The 19,375-nt window shown below is 51.4% G+C and carries 18 protein-coding genes and 1 pseudogene; 9 read left to right on the top strand and 10 right to left on the bottom strand.

What is annotated here, in order from left to right; all coding sequences use genetic code 11:
- Window positions 1–18: 18 nt before the first annotated feature.
- Window positions 19–381, bottom strand: a complete 363-nt coding sequence (locus C4F37_RS13575; protein ID WP_001001644.1) for a hypothetical protein — start codon at window positions 379–381, stop codon at window positions 19–21.
- A gap of 732 nt (window positions 382–1,113) precedes the next feature.
- Between C4F37_RS13575 and C4F37_RS13580 the strand changes: the two genes are divergently transcribed.
- The 3 genes from C4F37_RS13580 to C4F37_RS13590 all read left to right on the top strand — a co-directional run bounded on the left by C4F37_RS13580 (window position 1,114) and on the right by C4F37_RS13590 (window position 2,871).
- Entirely contained in the window at window positions 1,114–2,163 is a 1,050-nt protein-coding gene (locus tag C4F37_RS13580; protein ID WP_123058816.1) for a YadA-like family protein, read from the top strand.
- Between the two features lie 85 nt (window positions 2,164–2,248).
- Complete coding sequence (locus C4F37_RS13585; protein ID WP_001331493.1) at window positions 2,249–2,671, top strand: hypothetical protein; 423 nt, start codon at window positions 2,249–2,251, stop codon at window positions 2,669–2,671.
- Window positions 2,668–2,871, top strand: a complete 204-nt coding sequence (locus C4F37_RS13590) for a hypothetical protein (RefSeq protein ID WP_000664214.1) — start codon at window positions 2,668–2,670, stop codon at window positions 2,869–2,871. The genes C4F37_RS13585 and C4F37_RS13590 overlap by 4 nt, the downstream gene beginning before the upstream one ends.
- Before the next feature lie 3 nt (window positions 2,872–2,874).
- Here the strand turns inward: C4F37_RS13590 and cueR are convergent, their stop codons facing one another.
- The 4 genes and pseudogenes from cueR to glsA all read right to left on the bottom strand — a co-directional run bounded on the left by cueR (window position 2,875) and on the right by glsA (window position 5,634).
- Window positions 2,875–3,282, bottom strand: coding sequence for a Cu(I)-responsive transcriptional regulator (gene cueR, locus C4F37_RS13595; RefSeq protein ID WP_001026752.1), 408 nt, complete (start codon window positions 3,280–3,282; stop codon window positions 2,875–2,877).
- A pseudogene (locus tag C4F37_RS27850) lies at window positions 3,279–3,376 on the bottom strand (hypothetical protein); the annotation flags it as partial. The gene cueR and the pseudogene C4F37_RS27850, both read right to left, overlap by 4 nt.
- Window positions 3,377–3,406: 30 nt before the next feature.
- Window positions 3,407–4,699, bottom strand: coding sequence for an APC family permease (locus C4F37_RS13600; protein ID WP_000982162.1), 1,293 nt, complete (start codon window positions 4,697–4,699; stop codon window positions 3,407–3,409).
- Between the two features lie 2 nt (window positions 4,700–4,701).
- Entirely contained in the window at window positions 4,702–5,634 is a 933-nt protein-coding gene (gene glsA, locus C4F37_RS13605; RefSeq protein ID WP_001538399.1) for a glutaminase A, read from the bottom strand.
- A 261-nt stretch (window positions 5,635–5,895) separates the two neighbouring features.
- Here glsA and copA point away from each other — a divergent pair, with 261 nt between their 5' ends.
- Window positions 5,896–8,400 carry a copper-exporting P-type ATPase CopA gene (gene copA, locus C4F37_RS13610; RefSeq protein WP_000083948.1) on the top strand — a complete coding sequence of 835 codons (2,505 nt, stop codon included), beginning with the start codon at window positions 5,896–5,898 and terminating at the stop codon, window positions 8,398–8,400.
- Between the two features lie 57 nt (window positions 8,401–8,457).
- Here the strand turns inward: copA and C4F37_RS13615 are convergent, their stop codons facing one another.
- Complete coding sequence (locus C4F37_RS13615) at window positions 8,458–8,799, bottom strand: HigA family addiction module antitoxin (RefSeq protein ID WP_000806442.1); 342 nt, start codon at window positions 8,797–8,799, stop codon at window positions 8,458–8,460.
- Between the two features lie 35 nt (window positions 8,800–8,834).
- Window positions 8,835–9,137 carry a type II toxin-antitoxin system RelE/ParE family toxin gene (locus tag C4F37_RS13620; protein WP_000057523.1) on the bottom strand — a complete coding sequence of 101 codons (303 nt, stop codon included), beginning with the start codon at window positions 9,135–9,137 and terminating at the stop codon, window positions 8,835–8,837.
- 132 nt (window positions 9,138–9,269) lie between these two features.
- Between C4F37_RS13620 and C4F37_RS13625 the strand changes: the two genes are divergently transcribed.
- Both C4F37_RS13625 and ybaK read left to right on the top strand, forming a co-directional pair.
- Window positions 9,270–10,064: a TraB/GumN family protein gene (locus C4F37_RS13625; protein WP_001538398.1), complete on the top strand. Its 795-nt coding sequence runs from the start codon at window positions 9,270–9,272 to the stop codon at window positions 10,062–10,064.
- Between the two features lie 203 nt (window positions 10,065–10,267).
- Window positions 10,268–10,747: a Cys-tRNA(Pro)/Cys-tRNA(Cys) deacylase YbaK gene (gene ybaK, locus C4F37_RS13635; protein ID WP_001538397.1), complete on the top strand. Its 480-nt coding sequence runs from the start codon at window positions 10,268–10,270 to the stop codon at window positions 10,745–10,747.
- Window positions 10,748–10,783: 36 nt separating this feature from the next.
- On the opposite strand, the gene ushA is transcribed toward ybaK, so the two are convergent.
- Complete coding sequence (gene ushA, locus C4F37_RS13640) at window positions 10,784–12,436, bottom strand: bifunctional UDP-sugar hydrolase/5'-nucleotidase (protein WP_001773867.1); 1,653 nt, start codon at window positions 12,434–12,436, stop codon at window positions 10,784–10,786.
- A gap of 217 nt (window positions 12,437–12,653) precedes the next feature.
- On the opposite strand from ushA, the gene fsr reads away from it, so the two are divergent.
- Complete coding sequence (fsr, locus tag C4F37_RS13650; RefSeq protein WP_001773866.1) at window positions 12,654–13,874, top strand: fosmidomycin MFS transporter; 1,221 nt, start codon at window positions 12,654–12,656, stop codon at window positions 13,872–13,874.
- A 237-nt stretch (window positions 13,875–14,111) separates the two neighbouring features.
- Complete coding sequence (gene ybaL / locus C4F37_RS13655; protein WP_000546234.1) at window positions 14,112–15,788, top strand: YbaL family putative K(+) efflux transporter; 1,677 nt, start codon at window positions 14,112–14,114, stop codon at window positions 15,786–15,788.
- 129 nt (window positions 15,789–15,917) lie between these two features.
- Here the strand turns inward: ybaL and gsk are convergent, their stop codons facing one another.
- Window positions 15,918–17,222 (bottom strand): inosine/guanosine kinase, encoded by a 1,305-nt coding sequence (gene gsk, locus C4F37_RS13660; RefSeq protein WP_000671574.1) that lies wholly within the window; start codon window positions 17,220–17,222, stop codon window positions 15,918–15,920.
- Window positions 17,223–17,373: 151 nt separating this feature from the next.
- Between gsk and aes the strand changes: the two genes are divergently transcribed.
- Window positions 17,374–18,342: an acetyl esterase gene (gene aes, locus C4F37_RS13665; RefSeq protein WP_000801820.1), complete on the top strand. Its 969-nt coding sequence runs from the start codon at window positions 17,374–17,376 to the stop codon at window positions 18,340–18,342.
- On the opposite strand, the gene hemH is transcribed toward aes, so the two are convergent.
- Window positions 18,317–19,279, bottom strand: coding sequence for a ferrochelatase (gene hemH, locus C4F37_RS13670; RefSeq protein WP_001250114.1), 963 nt, complete (start codon window positions 19,277–19,279; stop codon window positions 18,317–18,319). The genes aes and hemH overlap by 26 nt on opposite strands.
- Window positions 19,280–19,375 lie beyond the last annotated feature (96 nt).

Below are 19,375 nucleotides of genomic sequence, written 5' to 3' on the forward strand. Positions count from 1 at the left end.
AGCCGAGTAGAGGAAAAATTACTCTTCCCGGCCTTTACCCATACTTTTTTGGTCTTCATCCGGATAGTGTTTTTTTAGATATTCCAGGACGTTTTTATTGACCTTGTGTTGGGTATACACCCACCCTTTCCAGTAATCAGGTTGGTCCAGGTAAACTTCTGGCGGAATGGTGAAATCAGAAAGCGTTAACCATTCGGCTAACAGATCGGGGTTTCGTTTCTGGATCAACTGCAACAGCATAATCAGCGACATGGCAGAGGCAGGAGCCGTACTATCGCCGCTTAAATACTTCCACACTGTCGACCGGTTCGAACGAAAAAGGATCGGTAGCAATGCCCGGTCCAGATTCATTTCATTAAAAATCTTCTCAAATTCATTCATTTAAATTTTCCTGCCTGCCGTAAACCTCTTAAAAATTGAGATTTATCAAAGAAACGCATTCTAGCACACATCAGGAACCGCTTCACGTTTAGCACAGAAACAACATTTATTTCGCTCATCAAAACAAGTCTTTACTATTTTTTACATTGAAAAAGCACAAAATGATTTCCTATTTTATTTATATAAGAAACATTTTTTGTTTCTTATCGGTGGTAATCACGCTTACACCAGACAAAAATGCGCTTTACATCACACAAATGGCGGCGTAGATTTCGATTAAATTGCAACGCAGATCAATTCTCATAACAACACTTTACGTTGCTTATAGAAACAAATGTGTGACTTACTTTGAACGAGAAAAAATGCATGAATACTGTAAAGTTGTCTTTACTGGCTGTCGTTGTTGCTACCGCGGTAAGTCCATCTGCGTTTGCGGGAGATACTGTTGAGGCGGCAGCGACAGAATTAGCGGCAATCCAGCCAGGAATGTCGCAAATGGAAATTGATCAGAAAATTGGGCGATTTTTAGAAAGGACAGAAAATAGCGCAGCCGCACAAAATTATCTGATTGCGCATGATTACCAGACAACGACGCCTCAGGAAAATAGAACTTCTTCTCCCGTACAGCCCGCCAGTACGCTGAACCCGATAACCAATCAAGCGCAGATCGACCGCGACAATGGGCAGGATACCGCCATTCAGAACGCACAGCACACAGCCAACTGGGCATCGCTGAAAGCTGATGACGCGCAGCACGCCATTATGGTGGCGCAGACGGATATTGATACCAATAAAGCCTCCATTGCCGACACCCGCAGTGATGTCTCCGCAGTGCAGTCAGACGTCACCAACATAAAAGGCGATGTCGCACATGCCCAGTCAACGGCTGACCATGCCAACGCTAACGCCAACACCGCTCTGATGAACGGCGTCAAACTCTCCTCTGCTGTGACAGAAAACAAAAACAATATCGAGCAGAACCGCAGCGATATTGCTGACCAACAGAAACAGCTCGACGAAACCCAAAAAACCGTTGCTGCCACCGGTGATGTACAGACTGCCGCCCGATATCAGAGCATGATTGACGCCAGACAGACAGCCGCTGCCAATGCGCAACAGGAACAAGCGGACACCCAGCAGCAACAAATTACCGATCAGCAGAAGCAAATCGACGCCACACAAAAAACGGTTTCCGCACTTGGCGATGCCCAAACCAGCGCACACTATCAGGAAATGGTTAACGCCAGACTGAGCGCACAAAATGATGCAAATGCGCGTACTGCTGCAGAACAAAAACAGAAAATTGATACCCTTGCGACCAACCAGGAAACGCAACAACATATCGATAGTGTGCAGTACGGGGAACAAATTCAGCGTCTGGCGCAAGACTCAACGCAAACGCATGAACAAATTGACAGCCTGACACAAGACGCAACCCAAACGCATCAGCAGTTAAGCAACACGCAAAAACGGGTCGCAGATAACAGCCAACAAATTAACACGCTCAATAACCATTTCAGTTCGCTGAAAAACGAAGTTGAGGACAACCGTAAAGAAGCCAATGCGGGAACTGCATCAGCCATCGCTATCGCCTCACAACCACAGGTGAAAACCGGTGACTTGATGATGGTGTCAGCGGGAGCGGGAACCTTCAACGGTGAATCTGCGGTGTCTGTCGGAACATCTTTTAATGCCGGAACGCATACGGTACTTAAAGCCGGTATTTCTGCGGATACGCAATCTGATTTCGGCGCAGGTGTCGGCGTAGGATATTCGTTCTAATATTTCAATCCTCAATATAAATAAGAGCAAGGAAGCTTGCCGGGTTTCACCTCTTCATTAATTCGCACATTATTTAAGGTTAACAATGATGAATAGCTCCATTAAATCGTTTTCCCTGCTGGCGGTTATATTACTGACTGGCTGTAGTTCACCCACTTCCCGCATCGCAGATTGCCAGGCGCAGGGCGTCAGCCATGACACCTGTTATCTCGCAGAACAACAGCGTCAGACGGCTATTTTAAGTGCATCCGAGGCGCAGGCATTTAAAAATGCAGAAGCCGCACAACATGCCCAGGCGGCAAAGAAAGCCATTTATAAAGGATTTGGCATGACCTTTAGAATGAGCAGTAAGAACTTTGCTTATCTCAATGATTCATTATGTGCAATTGATGAAGACAATAAAGATGCCACTGTTTATCAGTCAGGTCTTTATAACGTCATTGTTTATCACCATACGGGAAAAGTCGCCTTAATGAAGGAAGGTCAGTTTGTGGGTTATTTAAAATGAAGGAGCAAAGGAAAATCCCCCTGACGCATATTATGATTATCGGTGCGTTTATTTTTGCCTTCTTGCAAGTGGTGTTATTAGCCTCCCTGGTTCACGCTGTGAATGTTAACAACGAAATCCAGGAAGGCTTATTTCAGTCGGGGCGCATTATGGTAGAAAGTTTGCAGCATATTCTTTCGGTGCAAACGGAGATTAACTGATTTTCACCCCGCCCGATGATGACAGCAGCCGGAGAGATTTTCGATAATCGGGCAGTCGGCGCTGTCATCGCCAGGGCAGGCATTCGCCAGCGCCAGTAGCTGGTTGCGCATGGATTGCAGTTCTTCGATATGCCGTTCGATCTCCGCCACCTTCTCCAGCGTACGACGTTTGACGTCGGCACTATGACGCTGCGGATCGTTAAACAGATTCACCAGTTCGCCGCTCTCCTCCAGGTTAAAGCCCACCTGGCGTGCCTGGCGCAGTAAGGTCAGTTCGTTGAGATGCTGCTGCGTGTAGGTGCGATAACCGTTTTCGCTGCGCATCGGCGGCGTCACCAGCCCCTTCTCTTCATAGAAGCGAATGGCTTTGCTGGTCAGGCCGGTAATTTTTGCTACATCGCTAATGTTCATCGTTCGCGCAACGCCTCCTGTGCTTTGTTAAAGGGTTTCAACAAATATTCAAGCACGTTTTTTTGCCAGTGCGAATATCGACCGCCACCACAATAATACAGGAAGTACTGCGCACAGAGAGATGTTATACGGTTTTATTGCGCTTCATGACCATTGCCACAATAAGGCTGAGTAAGAGTGCGCCAATAATCCATATCAGCGCACGGCTGCCCTGGGACCAGAGACTGTAGATAAAGCCAACGATCACCAACAACATAACCAACGTACCAACGATAAGAATCGGCAACGAGGCGTGAATATCATGACGCAGGCGGATCGCCACCACAAACACCGCCAGATAGCAGATCAAAAAGGTGGCGCTGGCAACGCTGGCGAGTGAGCCTAAATTCAGCGCCGCCGTCATCAGCATAATCAACACCACGACGATGATGTTGCCCCAGGTACTCTGCCGCCACAGAGGTTTATTCATTAGCTTCGGCAGTTCGCGTTCGCTGCCCATGTTGTCCATGATGTTAAACACGGCGAACAGGTTTGCGTTGATGGCTGAAGCCGTCGCCAGTAAAGCGCCGATGACGACGATCACATACCCCACATGCCCGAGGAGCGGAGAAGCAGCCTGCGCTACGGCGGTATCGGCATATTTTTCTAACTCTAATGCCGATACATCGCTAAGCAAAACCAGCGCCAGCGAGATATAAAGCAACGTGGTAACGCCAATCGCCACCAGAAACGCCCGTGGCATTATGACCTCCGGATCTTTCACTTTATCCGCCGCGTTCGCCATCATGCCAAAGCCCGCATAGGCAAGGAAGGTTATCCCGATACAGGAGAAGAACGCCCCGGAACTGGGGGGCGCAGAAACGGAAATATGCGCCGGTTGCAGCGACCAGACACCGGCAATAATCAGCAATAACAGGATCATCATTTTAATGCCGACGAGGATCACTTCCAGCCGCCCTACCGCATGGTTGCTTAAGGAGTTGAAAAGCGTCATCACCGCAATGATCCCCAATGCGTAGAGCAAAATAAGGTGCTCCTCCTGGCTGCCTTCATGCAAAAACTGCACGGCATAAGCGCCAAAAGCACGGGCGACCATGGCGATACTCACCGCCAGCGTCAACAGGTACAATAACGAGAGCGCCAGCGAAAAAACGCCGTTGCCTAATCCGCGACGAAAGAAGTCGATAATACCGCCATTGCTGGGATAGCTCGCCCCCAGACGCGCATAGGCATAACCGGAAAACATCGCCACAATACCGCCAAAAGCAAAGGCGACCCAGGTCGAGGCTTCCATTAGCAACGCAGCCTGCCCCAGCAGCGCGAAGATCCCCGCCCCCACCATTGCCCCAATGCCGATGGAAACGACGTTCCATAGACCGAGGGGTTTGTTACCGTTATTACCTTCCGTGTTCATCATGATCAGTCCTTAAACACGTTATAGCCGAGTTGCTTAGCGACCGATGCCACCATTTTTTGACCGCGAACACTGTTGCCTTCTTCGTCCAGCGGTGGTGAAAACGCGGCAATTCCCATCACGCCAGGAACGACCGCCAGAATACCGCCACCTACACCGCTTTTGCCCGGTAAACCAACGCGATACGCCCAGTCACCGGAGCGACCATACAGCCCTTCCATCATCATTTCGGCCAGAATGTACGGCACATTGTCGGCCTGAAGAACGCGTTTATGCGTCAGCGGATTCACACCACCCGCCGCCAGCGTCGCGCCAAGCGTTGCCAGTTCAATAGTATTGATGAGCGTGGAGCACTGACGGGTGTACACGTCACAGGCTTCCATTGCATCACAATAGAGATATCCGGCGGAGTACAGCAGCCAGGCAATGGCCCGGTTATGGAAGTTGGTTGTTTGTTCCGACTGGTTGACTTCATCAGAGAGCGCTACCTGCTCACCAGCCAGTTGTTGTTGGATATGTAAAATTCGCTGCCAGCGTTGTTCAGTATTTTCAGCGTTAATCAGGCTGGTGGTGGCAATAGCGCCAGCATTTACCAGTGGCGAAAGCGGTTTGCCGCCATGCAACTCTAAGGCGATAACTGAGTTAAAGGGCAATCCGGTCGGGTCAGCGCCAACTTTGTCCTGTACCGCCTGCGGGCCGACATCTTCTAACGCAAGGGCTAACGTACAGACTTTCGAGATGGATTCCAGCGCAAAGCGGTAATCACTGTCACCCGCACTATAGACGTTGCCATCGCTGGTCACGATAGCCACTGCCGCCAGTTGACCAGGGACATTCGCCAGAAAGGGAATGTAATCGGCATTTTGTCCGCCGTTAAGTGAGTGAAATTGGGTGTAAGCCTGATCCACTGCCTGCTGTAATTTGTTTGCATCTAACATCTTTTGTTAACTCCTTTTTATAGATGCGGGAGGTAATTCCTCACCCCGGTGCCGATTTTCATGCATCCTGATTTAACTTAGCACCCGCAACTTAACTACAGGAAAACAAAGAGATAAATGTCTAATCCTGATGCAAATCGAGCCGATTTTTTAATCTTTACGGACTTTTACCCGCCTGGTTTATTAATTTCTTGACCTTCCCCTTGCTGGAAGGTTTAACCTTTATCACAGCCAGTCAAAACTGTCTTAAAGGAGTGTTTTATGTCACAAACTATCGACCTGACCCTGGACGGCCTGTCCTGCGGTCACTGCGTTAAACGCGTGAAAGAAAGTCTCGAACAGCGCCCGGATGTTGAACAGGCGGATGTGTCTATCACTGAAGCGCACGTTACCGGGACTGCCAGTGCAGAACAGCTAATCGAAACCATCAAACAAGCGGGTTATGACGCATCTGTAAGCCACCCAAAGGCTAAACCGCTGGCTGAGTCATCAATCCCGTCGGAAGCACTGACAGCGGTTTCTGAGGCGCTTCCGGCAGCGACCGCCGATGACGATGACAGCCAGCAGTTGCTGCTGAGCGGCATGAGCTGCGCCAGCTGTGTCACCCGCGTACAAAATGCGTTGCAAAGCGTACCGGGCGTCACTCAGGCACGGGTAAACCTGGCGGAGCGTACTGCGCTGGTGATGGGCAGTGCCTCCCCACAAGATTTAGTGCAGGCGGTGGAAAAAGCGGGCTACGGCGCGGAAGCGATTGAAGATGACGCTAAACGCCGCGAGCGCCAGCAAGAAACCGCCGTCGCTACGATGAAGCGCTTCCGCTGGCAGGCAATTGTCGCGCTGGCGGTGGGTATCCCGGTGATGGTCTGGGGGATGATCGGCGATAACATGATGGTCACCGCTGACAACCGCAGCCTGTGGTTAGTTATCGGCCTGATAACCCTGGCGGTAATGGTTTTCGCCGGCGGGCATTTTTACCGCAGCGCATGGAAAAGCCTGCTGAACGGTGCGGCGACGATGGATACGCTGGTGGCGCTGGGAACGGGTGTTGCGTGGCTCTATTCGATGAGCGTCAACCTGTGGCCGCAGTGGTTCCCGATGGAAGCGCGACATCTTTATTACGAAGCCAGCGCGATGATTATCGGTCTGATCAATCTCGGCCATATGCTGGAAGCGCGCGCACGTCAGCGTTCTTCTAAGGCGCTGGAGAAATTACTCGATTTAACCCCACCGACGGCGCGCCTGGTTACTGACGAAGGTGAAAAAAGCGTGCCGCTGGCGGAAGTGCAGCCAGGTATGTTGCTGCGCCTGACGACCGGCGATCGCGTACCGGTAGATGGTGAGATCACCCAGGGCGAAGCGTGGCTGGATGAAGCGATGCTGACGGGCGAACCTATCCCGCAGCAAAAAGGCGAAGGCGATAGCGTCCATGCCGGGACAGTGGTGCAGGACGGTAGCGTGCTGTTTCGCGCCAGTGCGGTTGGCAGCCATACTACGCTGTCGCGGATTATTCGTATGGTGCGCCAGGCCCAGAGCAGTAAGCCAGAAATCGGTCAGCTGGCGGATAAAATCTCAGCCGTATTTGTGCCGGTAGTGGTGGTGATTGCGCTGATCAGTGCGGCAATCTGGTATTTCTTTGGTCCGGCACCGCAGATTGTCTATACCCTGGTGATTGCCACCACGGTGCTGATTATTGCCTGTCCGTGTGCGCTGGGACTGGCGACGCCGATGTCGATTATTTCCGGCGTCGGGCGGGCGGCTGAGTTTGGCGTGCTGGTACGGGACGCCGACGCGCTGCAACGCGCCAGTACGCTCGACACCGTAGTGTTCGATAAAACCGGGACGCTGACCGAAGGGAAGCCGCAGGTTGTCGCAGTAAAAACATTTGCTGATATTGATGAAGCGCAAGCATTGCGTCTGGCGGCGGCGCTGGAGCAAGGTTCCAGCCACCCTCTGGCACGGGCGATCCTCGATAAAGCAGGTGATATGCAGCTACCGCAGGTCAACGGTTTCCGCACATTGCGCGGGCTGGGCGTGAGCGGTGAAGCTGAAGGTCATGCGTTATTGCTGGGCAATCAGGCGTTGTTAAATGACCAACAGGTCAATACCAAAGCAATTGAAGCAGATATTTCAGCTCAGGCATCGCAAGGGGCAACGCCTGTGCTGCTGGCGGTTGACGGGAAAGCAGTAGCCCTGCTGGCTGTACGCGATCCGTTGCGTAGTGATAGCGTGGCGGCGCTGCAACGCCTGCATAAAGCGGGATATCGCCTGGTGATGCTAACCGGGGATAACCCGACCACCGCCAATGCGATCGCTAAAGAAGCAGGGATTGATGAGGTGATAGCCGGCGTGCTGCCGGACGGTAAAGCCGAAGCGATCAAACGTCTGCAAAGTGAAGGACGTCAGGTAGCAATGGTGGGCGACGGCATTAACGATGCGCCAGCGCTGGCTCAGGCGGATGTCGGTATTGCGATGGGTGGCGGCAGTGATGTTGCCATTGAAACCGCGGCGATTACCCTGATGCGCCATAGCCTGATGGGTGTTGCGGATGCGCTCGCAATTTCCCGCGCAACGCTGCGCAACATGAAGCAGAACCTGCTCGGTGCGTTTATCTACAACAGCATTGGTATTCCGGTCGCCGCCGGTATTTTGTGGCCGTTCACTGGAACACTGCTTAACCCGGTGGTTGCCGGAGCGGCAATGGCGCTCTCGTCGATCACCGTAGTGAGTAACGCCAACCGCTTGCTGCGGTTTAAACCGAAGGAATAAGTACATCATTGCGGATGCGCTGCTTTAGGGTGGCGCATCCGTTATAGGGAAATTATTCTACGCGACCTTTTTTGCACGCTCTTCACGGCGTGCCAAATATTCAGCCACTGTTTCAATCCGTCCCAATTCTTCCTGGGTACGCATGTTGTTTTCAACTTCCCAAAGATCAACTGCCGCCTGGAGGTTTAGCCAAAAATCGACTGTGGTATCAAAAACTTTCGCCAGACGGAATGCCATCTCAGTGGTGAGTTTACGATTGTTATTGATCAGTGCACTGACGCTATTACGATGAACATGCAGCAACTCTGCTAACTCATTGATTTTCAAATCGAGCGGTTCCAGATATTCATAGAGAAGAATATCTCCGGGTGTCGTCGGTTTTCTTGTTGCCTGTTTCATAGTTTTACCTTTCTCGTCAATACGACAGCTATGTTTTAGTAGTTGTGTGGGTCTAAAAACAATTCTTCGGCCTTGCCATTAACCCATTTAAAAATCAGTCGGTACTGTTTATTCACTCTAATGGAGGAGTATTCCTGTAATTTCCCGGATAACTCTTCGTATCGGTTCCCCGGAGGGGAGCGTAAATCCCGATGAGAAGTGGCAGCATTAATGATGTCCAACTTTCGTGATAACGTGGTATGGATTTCAGCAGGGATCTTTCGATGTGGCGTTGAATGGACAAAAAAATCAGCCAACCAGGCATCACGAAAACTCCTTATATTTTTCTTTTGAGCCATTCCTCTCTCATCTCCTTGTCCATTATTCAATCATTGTAATGCACACAAGCACTGTGCGCAAGTGCAACAATCAACTCCATTTGCGCCATCCCTCCCCGCGCGCTAGCATGATATTTCACAAAGGGAGGTCGTATGGATCTGTTGTACCGGGTAAAAACGCTTTGGGCCGCGCTGCGCGGTAATCATTACACCTGGCCTGCTATCGATATCACTCTTCCCGGCAATCGCCATTTTCATCTGATCGGCAGTATTCATATGGGTAGCCACGATATGGCTCCCCTGCCCACCCGTTTGCTCAAAAAGCTCAAAAACGCCGATGCGCTGATCGTCGAGGCGGATGTTTCCACCAGCGATACGCCTTTTGCCAATTTGCCTGCCTGCGAGGCACTGGAAGAGCGCATTAGCGAGGAGCAACTCCAAAACCTGCAGCACATTAGCCAGGAGATGGGCATTTCTCCGTCGCTCTTTTCTACCCAACCGCTGTGGCAAATCGCGATGGTTCTTCAGGCGACGCAGGCGCAAAAACTGGGGCTGCGGGCAGAATATGGTATTGATTACCAGCTATTGCAGGCGGCGAAGCAACAACATAAACCCGTGATTGAACTGGAGGGCGCAGAAAAGCAAATTGCCATGCTGCTCCAGCTCCCTGACAAAGGACTGGCGCTGCTGGACGACACGCTGACCCACTGGCACACCAACGCACGGTTGCTGCAACAAATGATGAGCTGGTGGCTGAATGCACCGCCGCAAAATAATGAAATAACGTTGCCCAATACGTTCAGTCAGTCGCTGTACGATGTGCTGATGCATCAGCGAAATCTCGCCTGGCGGGATAAATTACGCGCCATGCCGTCGGGGCGCTATGTGGTCGCGGTCGGTGCACTACACCTGTATGGCGAAGGGAATTTGCCACAAATGTTGCGCTAAAAAAATGGCCAATATCGCTATTGGCCCGTCAAAGAGGAATTTCATTTTTTTATTATTATGCCGTCACTTTAAGCGACGGTGTAACTCGATTGTCGCTCAATCTCACCATCCTGCCAATACTCTTAGGCAAGATGACTCTTTTTTTTGGACCGCCATCAGGCGTATGCTTGCTTCGTTTTTTTGTTTAAGGCAGGAAAATTACCATGACACCCGCAGTTAAATTACTCGAAAAAAACAAGATTTCGTTTCAAATCCACACCTACGAGCACGATCCGGCTGAAACCAATTTTGGCGATGAAGTCGTCAAAAAATTAGGTTTGAATCCGGATCAGGTCTACAAAACGCTGCTGGTCACAGTGAACGGTGATATGAAACACCTTGCCGTGGCCGTTACGCCGGTCGCAGGTCAACTGGATCTTAAAAAAGTAGCAAAAGCGCTGGGTGCCAAGAAAGTTGAGATGGCCGATCCGATGGTCGCGCAGCGTTCGACGGGATATCTGGTTGGAGGGATTAGCCCACTGGGGCAGAAAAAACGTCTGCCAACGATTATCGACGCCCCCGCACAAGAATTTGCCACTATTTATGTTTCCGGCGGCAAGCGCGGTCTGGATATCGAACTGGCGGCAAGCGACCTGGCAAAGATACTCGATGCCAAATTTGCTGATATCGCCCGTCGCGATTAAGCATTGTGCCGGATGCGAACATCCGGCACTTTCGGATTACTGCCAGCTCACCTCACCTTTCGGTTCATAAACACTCACATCCAGCGGCGAGCTTTTCTGGATATACGCTTTCAGCACTTCGGCATCAATAAAGCCGGTATTCACATAGCCCGGTTTGTAATCAAGGCGCGGATAGCCATCACCGCCGGTGGCATTGAAGTTTAATGTCGCCATGCGGTAAGTTTTCGCCGGATCGACCGGTTCGCCTTTGATTTTCAGGTCGTTCAGTTTACCGTCTTTCGCCACAAAGCTAACGTTGGCAAATTGCGGGTAGGCACCTGAATCTGGCTTCATCTGCGCGACGGCGGTCAAGTAATCAATCACCTCTTTACCGGTCATGTCGGCATACACCACCACATTGCCGAATGGCTGCACTTTCAGTACGTTTTTATAGCTGATATCACCTGCTTCGATAGAATCACGAATTCCGCCTCCGCTCATCACCGCAAAGTCGGCACCAGTGCGATCCATTTGTGCTGCCAGAATCAACCGCCCCATATTGGTCTGTACAAAACGCACTTTGTCACGATCGCCTTCCAGACGACCATTGGTTTCGCCTATTTTCACTTCCAGCTGCGCTTTGCCTTTGTTCTGGAACGGTGATAACAGCGAGATCATTTGCTGGTTTTCAGCGATTTCAGGGGTGTACAGCACGCGCTCGCTTTTCCCGTCTTCCCAGGTCACTTTCTTCTTCAGGTTCACCGGAATCAGCTGGTAGTTAACCATTTTCATTTCGCCATTACGAAACTCAAAATCAGCCCGTCCCACGTATTTGCCCCACTCATGCGCCTGCACAATCCAGATGCCGTTTTGTTGATCCGGTTTGCATGGCGTACCCGGCACGTAATCGACCTGTTTTTTGTTTTCTGCCGCCATACAGACCGGATCTTGCGAGTGACCACCGACGATCATCGCCAGCGATCCGGCAGGCAGCGCGCGTGCCATCTCCACATCGCCCGGTGCGTTAGAGCCGTGCTCACCATTGTCGTAATGCCCCATATGGGTCGCCGCGATAATAATGTCTGGCTTTTCTGTCTGTTGCAGCTCCTGAATCACCAGCTTCGCTTCATCAGCGGGCTTACGAAATTCGATATCAGTGAAATATTCCGGATTACCAATTTTGGCTGTGTCATCCGTCGTCAGGCCAATAACGGCAATTTTCAGATCCTGACGCTTAAACAGCGCCCATGGTTTAAACAGGCGCTCGCCGGTACTTTTCTGGTAGATATTGGCGGAAAGCAACGGGAACTTAGCCCACTTTTCCTGCTGGCGTAATACGGTGAGCGGGTTATCAAATTCATGATTACCGATCGCCATCGCGTCATAGCCCACCAGATTCATACCGCGAAAATCAGGTTCGGCATCCTGTAAGTCGGACTCGGGCACGCCAGTGTTAATGTCGCCACCGGAAAGTAGCAGCACGCTACCGCCTTCAGCCGCAACCTCTTTGCGGATACCATCCACCAGCGTTTTTTGCGCCGCCAGACCATATTCACCATATTCATTGCGCCAAAAATGCCCATGATGATCATTGGTGTGCAGAACTGTAATTTTGTAGGTTTTATCCTGCTCGTACGCCAGAGCAGTTTCACTCGCCAGTGTAAATGTGGTTAACAGTGCTAACGCCACGCCCCGCTGCAATAATTTCATACTTCTCTCCCTGACCTGATTTCAACGTGTTGAAAAATAGTATGACGCGACATCATAAACAAGTCTGCGTCCGGTGAAGATAAATCTGCATCCAGATTAGAAATTCTGTATTCCGCGTTGAGACTTCCTTCAGGCGGCGCATACAGGTATGTTAGTCGGGTAATAATCACAAATAAGATCATTCTTTACATCGCAACCCTGAAAAAGTGACTTTCCTATGGCAATGAGTGAACAAACCCAGCCTGTGGCGGGCGCGGCTGCGTCAACGACTAAGGCCCGAACATCGTTTGGTATTTTAGGTGCTATCAGCCTCTCACATCTGCTGAACGACATGATCCAATCGCTGATTCTGGCGATTTATCCACTGCTTCAGTCAGAATTTTCTCTGACATTTATGCAGATTGGCATGATAACCCTCACCTTCCAGCTCGCCTCTTCGCTACTGCAACCGGTGGTCGGCTACTGGACCGATAAATATCCGATGCCGTGGTCGTTGCCGATTGGCATGTGTTTTACCTTAAGTGGTCTGGTGCTGCTGGCGCTGGCGGGCAGTTTTGGCGCAGTTCTGCTGGCAGCGGCGCTGGTCGGTACCGGTTCATCGGTCTTTCATCCGGAATCTTCTCGCGTGGCCCGTATGGTTTCCGGCGGGCGTCATGGCCTGGCGCAATCTATCTTTCAGGTCGGCGGCAACTTTGGCAGTTCCCTGGGCCCCTTGCTGGCGGCGGTGATTATCGCGCCTTATGGCAAAGGCAACGTTGCCTGGTTTGTGCTTGCGGCACTGCTGGCGATCGTGGTGTTGGCGCAAATCAGCCGTTGGTACTCGGCACAGCACCGAATGAATAAAGGAAAACCCAAAGCGACGATTATCAATCCACTGCCGCGCAATAAAGTTGTTCTGGCGGTCAGCATTCTGTTAATCCTCATTTTCTCGAAATATTTCTATATGGCGAGCATCAGCAGCTATTACACCTTTTATCTGATGCAAAAATTCGGATTATCTATCCAGAATGCTCAGCTTCATTTGTTTGCCTTCCTGTTTGCCGTTGCGGCAGGTACGGTGATTGGCGGGCCTGTAGGGGATAAAATTGGACGGAAATATGTGATTTGGGGCTCTATCCTCGGCGTTGCGCCGTTTACGCTGATTTTACCCTACGCCAGCCTGCACTGGACGGGGGTTTTAACGGTGATTATTGGATTTATCCTCGCTTCAGCATTCTCTGCCATTCTGGTCTACGCCCAGGAGCTGCTTCCGGGACGTATCGGTATGGTTTCTGGACTGTTTTTCGGTTTTGCTTTCGGCATGGGAGGTCTGGGGGCGGCAGTTCTGGGGCTTATCGCCGACCACACCAGCATAGAGTTAGTCTATAAAATCTGTGCTTTCCTGCCACTATTGGGGATGTTGACCATATTCCTGCCTGATAACCGGCATAAAGACTGATTTCATTGCAGCCAAAGGCAAACTTTGGCTGCATCGTTTTACAGTCGCCATAAGCCTTTCCTCTGTTAAACCGCCTTCTGTTTTCCGATCCGTGCTTTTTTTGCAGCTAATTCCATTTTTCTGCAAAATTCAACAATTATTCATAAACATCATCAATGAAATTGTCATAAACTATTACCTGTAATTTTGGTTTTCCCGGCCAAAAATGGACAATAACCACCAGGAAAAGGAGACGGAATGCATCACGCCACCCCGCTTATCACCACCATTGTTGGCGGCCTTGTGCTCGCCTTTATCCTCGGCATGCTGGCCAATAAACTACGTATTTCTCCTCTGGTGGGATATCTGTTAGCGGGTGTGCTGGCAGGACCATTCACTCCGGGCTTTGTTGCCGATACCAAGCTTGCGCCGGAACTGGCTGAACTGGGCGTCATTCTGTTGATGTTTGGCGTCGGTCTGCACTTTTCGCTGAAGGATTTGATGGCGGTAAAGGCCATCGCCATTCCCGGTGCGATCGCCCAGATAGCCGTGGCGACGCTGCTGGGTATGGCGCTCTCCGCCGTGCTGGGCTGGTCGTTAATGACCGGTATCGTGTTCGGCTTATGTCTTTCCACCGCCAGTACCGTGGTGTTACTGCGCGCACTTGAAGAACGGCAATTAATTGACAGTCAGCGTGGGCAAATCGCCATCGGTTGGTTGATTGTGGAAGACCTGGTGATGGTCCTGACACTGGTATTGCTACCCGCGGTAGCAGGAATGATGGAACAGGGCGATGTGGGCTTTGCCACTCTTGCAGTCGATATGGGGATCACCATCGGCAAGGTGATCGCATTTATCGCCATTATGATGCTGGTAGGTCGCCGTCTGGTGCCGTGGATTATGGCACGCAGCGCAGCAACCGGTTCCCGCGAGCTGTTTACCCTGTCGGTGCTGGCGCTGGCGTTAGGGATTGCCTTTGGTGCGGTAGAGCTGTTTGATGTCTCCTTTGCACTCGGTGCGTTCTTTGCCGGGATGGTACTGAACGAGTCTGAACTGAGTCACCGTGCCGCCCACGATACACTGCCATTGCGCGATGCGTTCGCGGTGCTGTTTTTTGTCTCCGTCGGGATGTTGTTTGATCCGTTAATTCTGATTCAGCAACCGCTGGCAGTACTGGCGACGCTGGCAATTATTCTGTTTGGTAAATCGGTCGCGGCCCTGTTCCTTGTGCGTTTGTTTGGTCACTCCCAGCGCACGGCGTTAACCATCGCCGCCAGCCTGGCGCAGATTGGTGAGTTCGCGTTTATCCTGGCGGGACTAGGAATGGCATTGAATTTACTGCCGCAGGCCGGACAAAACCTGGTACTGGCAGGGGCGATCCTGTCGATTATGCTCAACCCGGTACTGTTCGCACTACTGGAGAAATATCTGGCGAAGACCGAAACGCTGGAAGAGCAGACGCTGGAAGAGGCAATCGAAGAAGAGAAGCAGATCCCAGTGGATATTTGCAACCATGCGCTACTGGTGGGTTACGGTCGTGTAGGCAGCCTGCTGGGGGAGAAATTGCTCGCCTCTGATATTCCGCTGGTGGTGATTGAGACGTCACGAACCCGTGTTGATGAGCTGCGCGAGCGCGGGGTCCGCGCAGTATTGGGCAATGCGGCGAACGAAGAAATTATGCAACTGGCGCATCTGGAATGTGCAAAATGGCTGATCCTGACGATTCCCAACGGCTATGAAGCGGGCGAGATTGTGGCATCTGCCCGCGCGAAAAATCCGGATATTGAGATTATTGCCCGCGCCCATTATGACGATGAAGTGGCGTATATCACCGAACGTGGTGCGAATCAGGTAGTGATGGGTGAGCGTGAAATTGCCCGTACTATGCTGGAACTGCTGGAAACGCCACCGGCGGGTGAGGTGGTGACAGGGTAAACGGTGGTTGCCGGATAATAGGCGCGGATATGTAGGCCTGATAAGACGCGCCAGCGTCGCATCAGGCATTGAAAGCAAAATGCCAGATGCGGCGTGAACGCCTTATCTGGCCTACGAACCGACGATAACTTAACGATCCCAGTAAGACTCTTCCAGGCTGTCTTCACGCTCCGGCAAGCCGCGCGTTAAACGAGGTGAATGCTGGTTCAGTACCTGATAGCTCACACGGTTAGCATATTTACACACCTGCGCTAACGATGAATAAGTTAACCAGGTGAATTTATGTTTGCTGGAGTTTGGTACGTTGCTACGGTGGTAGCTGTTGGCGGTAATGTCATGCAGCAACGCTGCCAGTGCGCCATCCCCTGCTCCATTAGTGTTCATGATTTTTTCCGGCCCGCCCATGTACGGCGCAATGTGCGAATAGACACGCAGCGGATTCTGGCAATCCTTGTGGCGCATGGCGCGGCTAAACTCATACTGGTTAAATTCCGCTATAGCACCCGGCAGCAGCGGATGCTGGGTTTTACGTTTCGCTTCGTCTTCGGTAAAGCCTGCCATATACAAGCCGATTGGCCCGGCGGTGCACAGCACCAGATCTACCCAGTCCAGCGCCTTGTCAGATGCCAACAACGGATCGCTTTCTCCGGTCAACGCTTCGGCTTCATCTTCGTTCATCGCAAGGATAGAGACGTGGTCTTTGAGGAATTGCTGCCACCACTGCGGATTCTCGGCAATGACAAACTTGGTGCCCAGCGTCAGCACCACCGGTACGTTATATTTCTTCGCGTACTCAATGGCTTTCATGGTTGCTTCCGGCATGGGTTCACCCGGCTTGCAACGCACCAGATAAGAGGTGAGAACCAGTGCCGAGGCTCCGGCAATCACATCTTCCGGAATACTTTCAGCCCGCAGCTGGTTCATGTGGCCGGGGCTGATAGCAAAGGTACGTTCCCCGGACTCGCCAATCAGCGTAAAGCAACGACCAATTGGGCCATCCACGCCTTGTAGATAGTTAAGATCGGTACGGCTGGAGGTGTTACACAGGTAACGATAGGCATAGCTGCCAATTTCAATATTGCTGCACATGACGCCCAGCAGCACCGAACGGTCGTCCGCGAGCACCGAGTAGTTGTGCATGGTGTTACCAATGGTGCCACCCGCAAACTGATGGGTAATCAGGTTTTTCTGTTTTAGTTCCTGATAAAGCGCTTCGGCAACGTCATCCTCAATCACCAATGAATGCCCGGCGCTTAATCCATAACGCTCAATGAATTCATCATCCACTTTCGCTTCAATATCGACCAGCGTTTGATCGATACCCACTACCCAGGCGGCGCTGGTTTCGTTTTCTGGCTGGAATTGCTGAAGCAGCGGATCGCGTGCATTTACGGGGAAGTAATGTTTGGATTTACGTTTACCGGGAAATTTCATGGTTGTTTTTACGGGTGGTTAACTGAGCGGCGAATGTTAACACAATCTGACGGGAGCGCGCGAGACGCAGCCAGTTTCAATATCAGCAGGCGGGATCGCATTTTCATGGCAGTGGTTCCTTACAATGACGTAATTTGAAAGGAGTTTTTGCATGAAGCCGGAAAACAAATTACCCGTTCTGGACCTTATCTCTGCTGAAATGAAGACCGTTGTGAATACTCTTCAGCCGGATTTACCGCCCTGGCCTGCAACGGGAACGATTGCTGAGCAACGACAGTATTACACGCTTGAGCGCCGATTCTGGAATGTGGGCGCTCCAGAAATGGCAACCAGAGCTTACAGGGTTCCAACAAAATATGGGCAGGTGAAAACACGTATCTTTTATCCGCAGCCAGATAGGCCGGCGACGCTATTTTATTTGCATGGAGGCGGTTTTATTCTCGGCAATCTCGATACCCACGATCGCATCATGCGCCTGCTGGCAAGCTACAGCCAATGTACGGTGATTGGCATTGATTACACCCTTTCACCTGAAGCGCGTTTTCCGCAAGCGATAGAGGAAATTGTGGCTGCCTGTTGTTATTTCCACCAGCAGGCGGAGGATTATCAAATCAATATGTCCCGCATTGGTTTTGCTGGTGATTCCGCAGGTGCCATGCTGGCGCTCGCCAGTGCGTTGTGGTTGCGCGATAAACAGATCGATTGCGGTAAAGTTGCGGGCGTTTTGCTGTGGTATGGGCTTTACGGATTACGGGATTCCGTGACTCGTCGTCTGTTGGGTGGTGTCTGGGATGGCTTAACGCAACAGGATTTGCAGATGTATGAAGAGGCGTATTTAAGCAACGACGCGGACCGCGAGTCGCCATATTACTGCCTGTTTAATAATGATCTCACTCGCGAAGTTCCGCCCTGTTTTATTGCCGGGGCGGAGTTCGATCCACTGCTGGATGACAGCCGTCTGCTTTACCAGACGTTAGCGGCACACCAGCAACCTTGTGAGTTCAAACTCTACTCCGGTATGCTGCACGCCTTTTTGCATTATTCACGGATGATGAAAACCGCCGACGATGCTCTACGCGACGGTGCTCGATTCTTTAGCGATAGGCTGCAACAAGATTAGCCATCATTTCGATATGCTCCGGCGTGGCATTAAGCGCCGGAATATATTCGTATTTTTTCCCGCCAGCGCCGAGGAAGACTTCACGGTTTTGCTCGGCAATCTCTTCCAGCGTCTCCAGACAATCCGCAGCAAAGCCCGGGCACATCACCTGAATATGACCCACGCCTTTTTCTCCGAGCATTTTCAGCGTTTCGTCGGTATAAGGCATCAGCCAGGGTTCCCGACCAAAGCGCGACTGAAAGGTCATCATCACTTTTTCCGGTGCCATCTCCAGTGCGGAAGCGAGTTCGCGAGTTGTTGTGCGGCAACGTTGCGGGTAATCATCGCCTTCATCTGCATAACGCTGGGGAATGCCATGATAAGAGAGCAACAGCAGATCCGGTTCGCCATGTTTGGCAAAAGAAGCACGTACGCTGTTCGCCAGTGCATTAATATAATCGTGGTTATCGGCGTAATCACGAATAAACGATATCCCCGGAATGCTACGTTTGCGCGCCAGAATGCGTGCCAGTTCATCCCATACCGCACCGACCGTTGAACAGGAGTATTGCGGATAAAGCGGCAGCACCACAATATGATCTACATGCTCTGCCAGAAGTTCATCTACGGCGCTTTCCAGTGATGGCGAGCCGTAGCTCATTCCCAGCGCCACGGGCGTCTCCGGTAAACGTTGCGCCAGCGCCTGCTGTTGCTGGCGGCTGTAAACCATCAGCGGCGAGCCACCTTCCATCCAGACAGAGGCATACAGCTTCGCCACACGCGGCGAACGCAGCGGCAAAATCACGCCGCGCAGCAACGGCCACCATAACAACCGTGAGGTATCAACCACGCGTCTGTCGCTTAAAAATTGTTTCAGATAGCGTTTTACCGCTTCAGGTGTGGGGGCATCAGGCGTACCCAGGTTTGCCAGCAGGATACCGGTTTTAGTTTGACGCATTACCGCCTCTTATCGATTCAACTTGTTGATAATTGTAGCGGAAAAGTGAAGAAGAAGAACTAATTGCTGTAAGAGGTATTGCCTGAGGAGGATGAG

Origin of the sequence: Escherichia sp. R1, from assembly GCF_003000935.1 — a bacterium.
GTDB classification, from domain to species: domain Bacteria; phylum Pseudomonadota; class Gammaproteobacteria; order Enterobacterales; family Enterobacteriaceae; genus Escherichia; species Escherichia coli.

Excerpts from the sequence above, each read along its gene's own strand:
- C4F37_RS13575 (WP_001001644.1), bottom strand. The coding sequence starts at position 381 with ATGAATGAATTTGAGAAGATTTTTAATGAAATGAATCTGGACCGGGCA.
- C4F37_RS13585 (WP_001331493.1), top strand. The coding sequence starts at position 2,249 with ATGATGAATAGCTCCATTAAATCGTTTTCCCTGCTGGCGGTTATATTA.
- C4F37_RS13590 (WP_000664214.1), top strand. The coding sequence starts at position 2,668 with ATGAAGGAGCAAAGGAAAATCCCCCTGACGCATATTATGATTATCGGT.
- cueR (WP_001026752.1), bottom strand. The coding sequence starts at position 3,282 with ATGAACATTAGCGATGTAGCAAAAATTACCGGCCTGACCAGCAAAGCC.
- C4F37_RS13600 (WP_000982162.1), bottom strand. The coding sequence starts at position 4,699 with ATGATGAACACGGAAGGTAATAACGGTAACAAACCCCTCGGTCTATGG.
- glsA (WP_001538399.1), bottom strand. The coding sequence starts at position 5,634 with ATGTTAGATGCAAACAAATTACAGCAGGCAGTGGATCAGGCTTACACC.
- copA (WP_000083948.1), top strand. The coding sequence starts at position 5,896 with ATGTCACAAACTATCGACCTGACCCTGGACGGCCTGTCCTGCGGTCAC.
- C4F37_RS13615 (WP_000806442.1), bottom strand. The coding sequence starts at position 8,799 with ATGAAACAGGCAACAAGAAAACCGACGACACCCGGAGATATTCTTCTC.
- C4F37_RS13620 (WP_000057523.1), bottom strand. The coding sequence starts at position 9,137 with ATGGCTCAAAAGAAAAATATAAGGAGTTTTCGTGATGCCTGGTTGGCT.
- C4F37_RS13625 (WP_001538398.1), top strand. The coding sequence starts at position 9,270 with ATGGATCTGTTGTACCGGGTAAAAACGCTTTGGGCCGCGCTGCGCGGT.
- ybaK (WP_001538397.1), top strand. The coding sequence starts at position 10,268 with ATGACACCCGCAGTTAAATTACTCGAAAAAAACAAGATTTCGTTTCAA.
- ushA (WP_001773867.1), bottom strand. The coding sequence starts at position 12,436 with ATGAAATTATTGCAGCGGGGCGTGGCGTTAGCACTGTTAACCACATTT.
- fsr (WP_001773866.1), top strand. The coding sequence starts at position 12,654 with ATGGCAATGAGTGAACAAACCCAGCCTGTGGCGGGCGCGGCTGCGTCA.
- ybaL (WP_000546234.1), top strand. The coding sequence starts at position 14,112 with ATGCATCACGCCACCCCGCTTATCACCACCATTGTTGGCGGCCTTGTG.
- gsk (WP_000671574.1), bottom strand. The coding sequence starts at position 17,222 with ATGAAATTTCCCGGTAAACGTAAATCCAAACATTACTTCCCCGTAAAT.
- aes (WP_000801820.1), top strand. The coding sequence starts at position 17,374 with ATGAAGCCGGAAAACAAATTACCCGTTCTGGACCTTATCTCTGCTGAA.
- hemH (WP_001250114.1), bottom strand. The coding sequence starts at position 19,279 with ATGCGTCAAACTAAAACCGGTATCCTGCTGGCAAACCTGGGTACGCCT.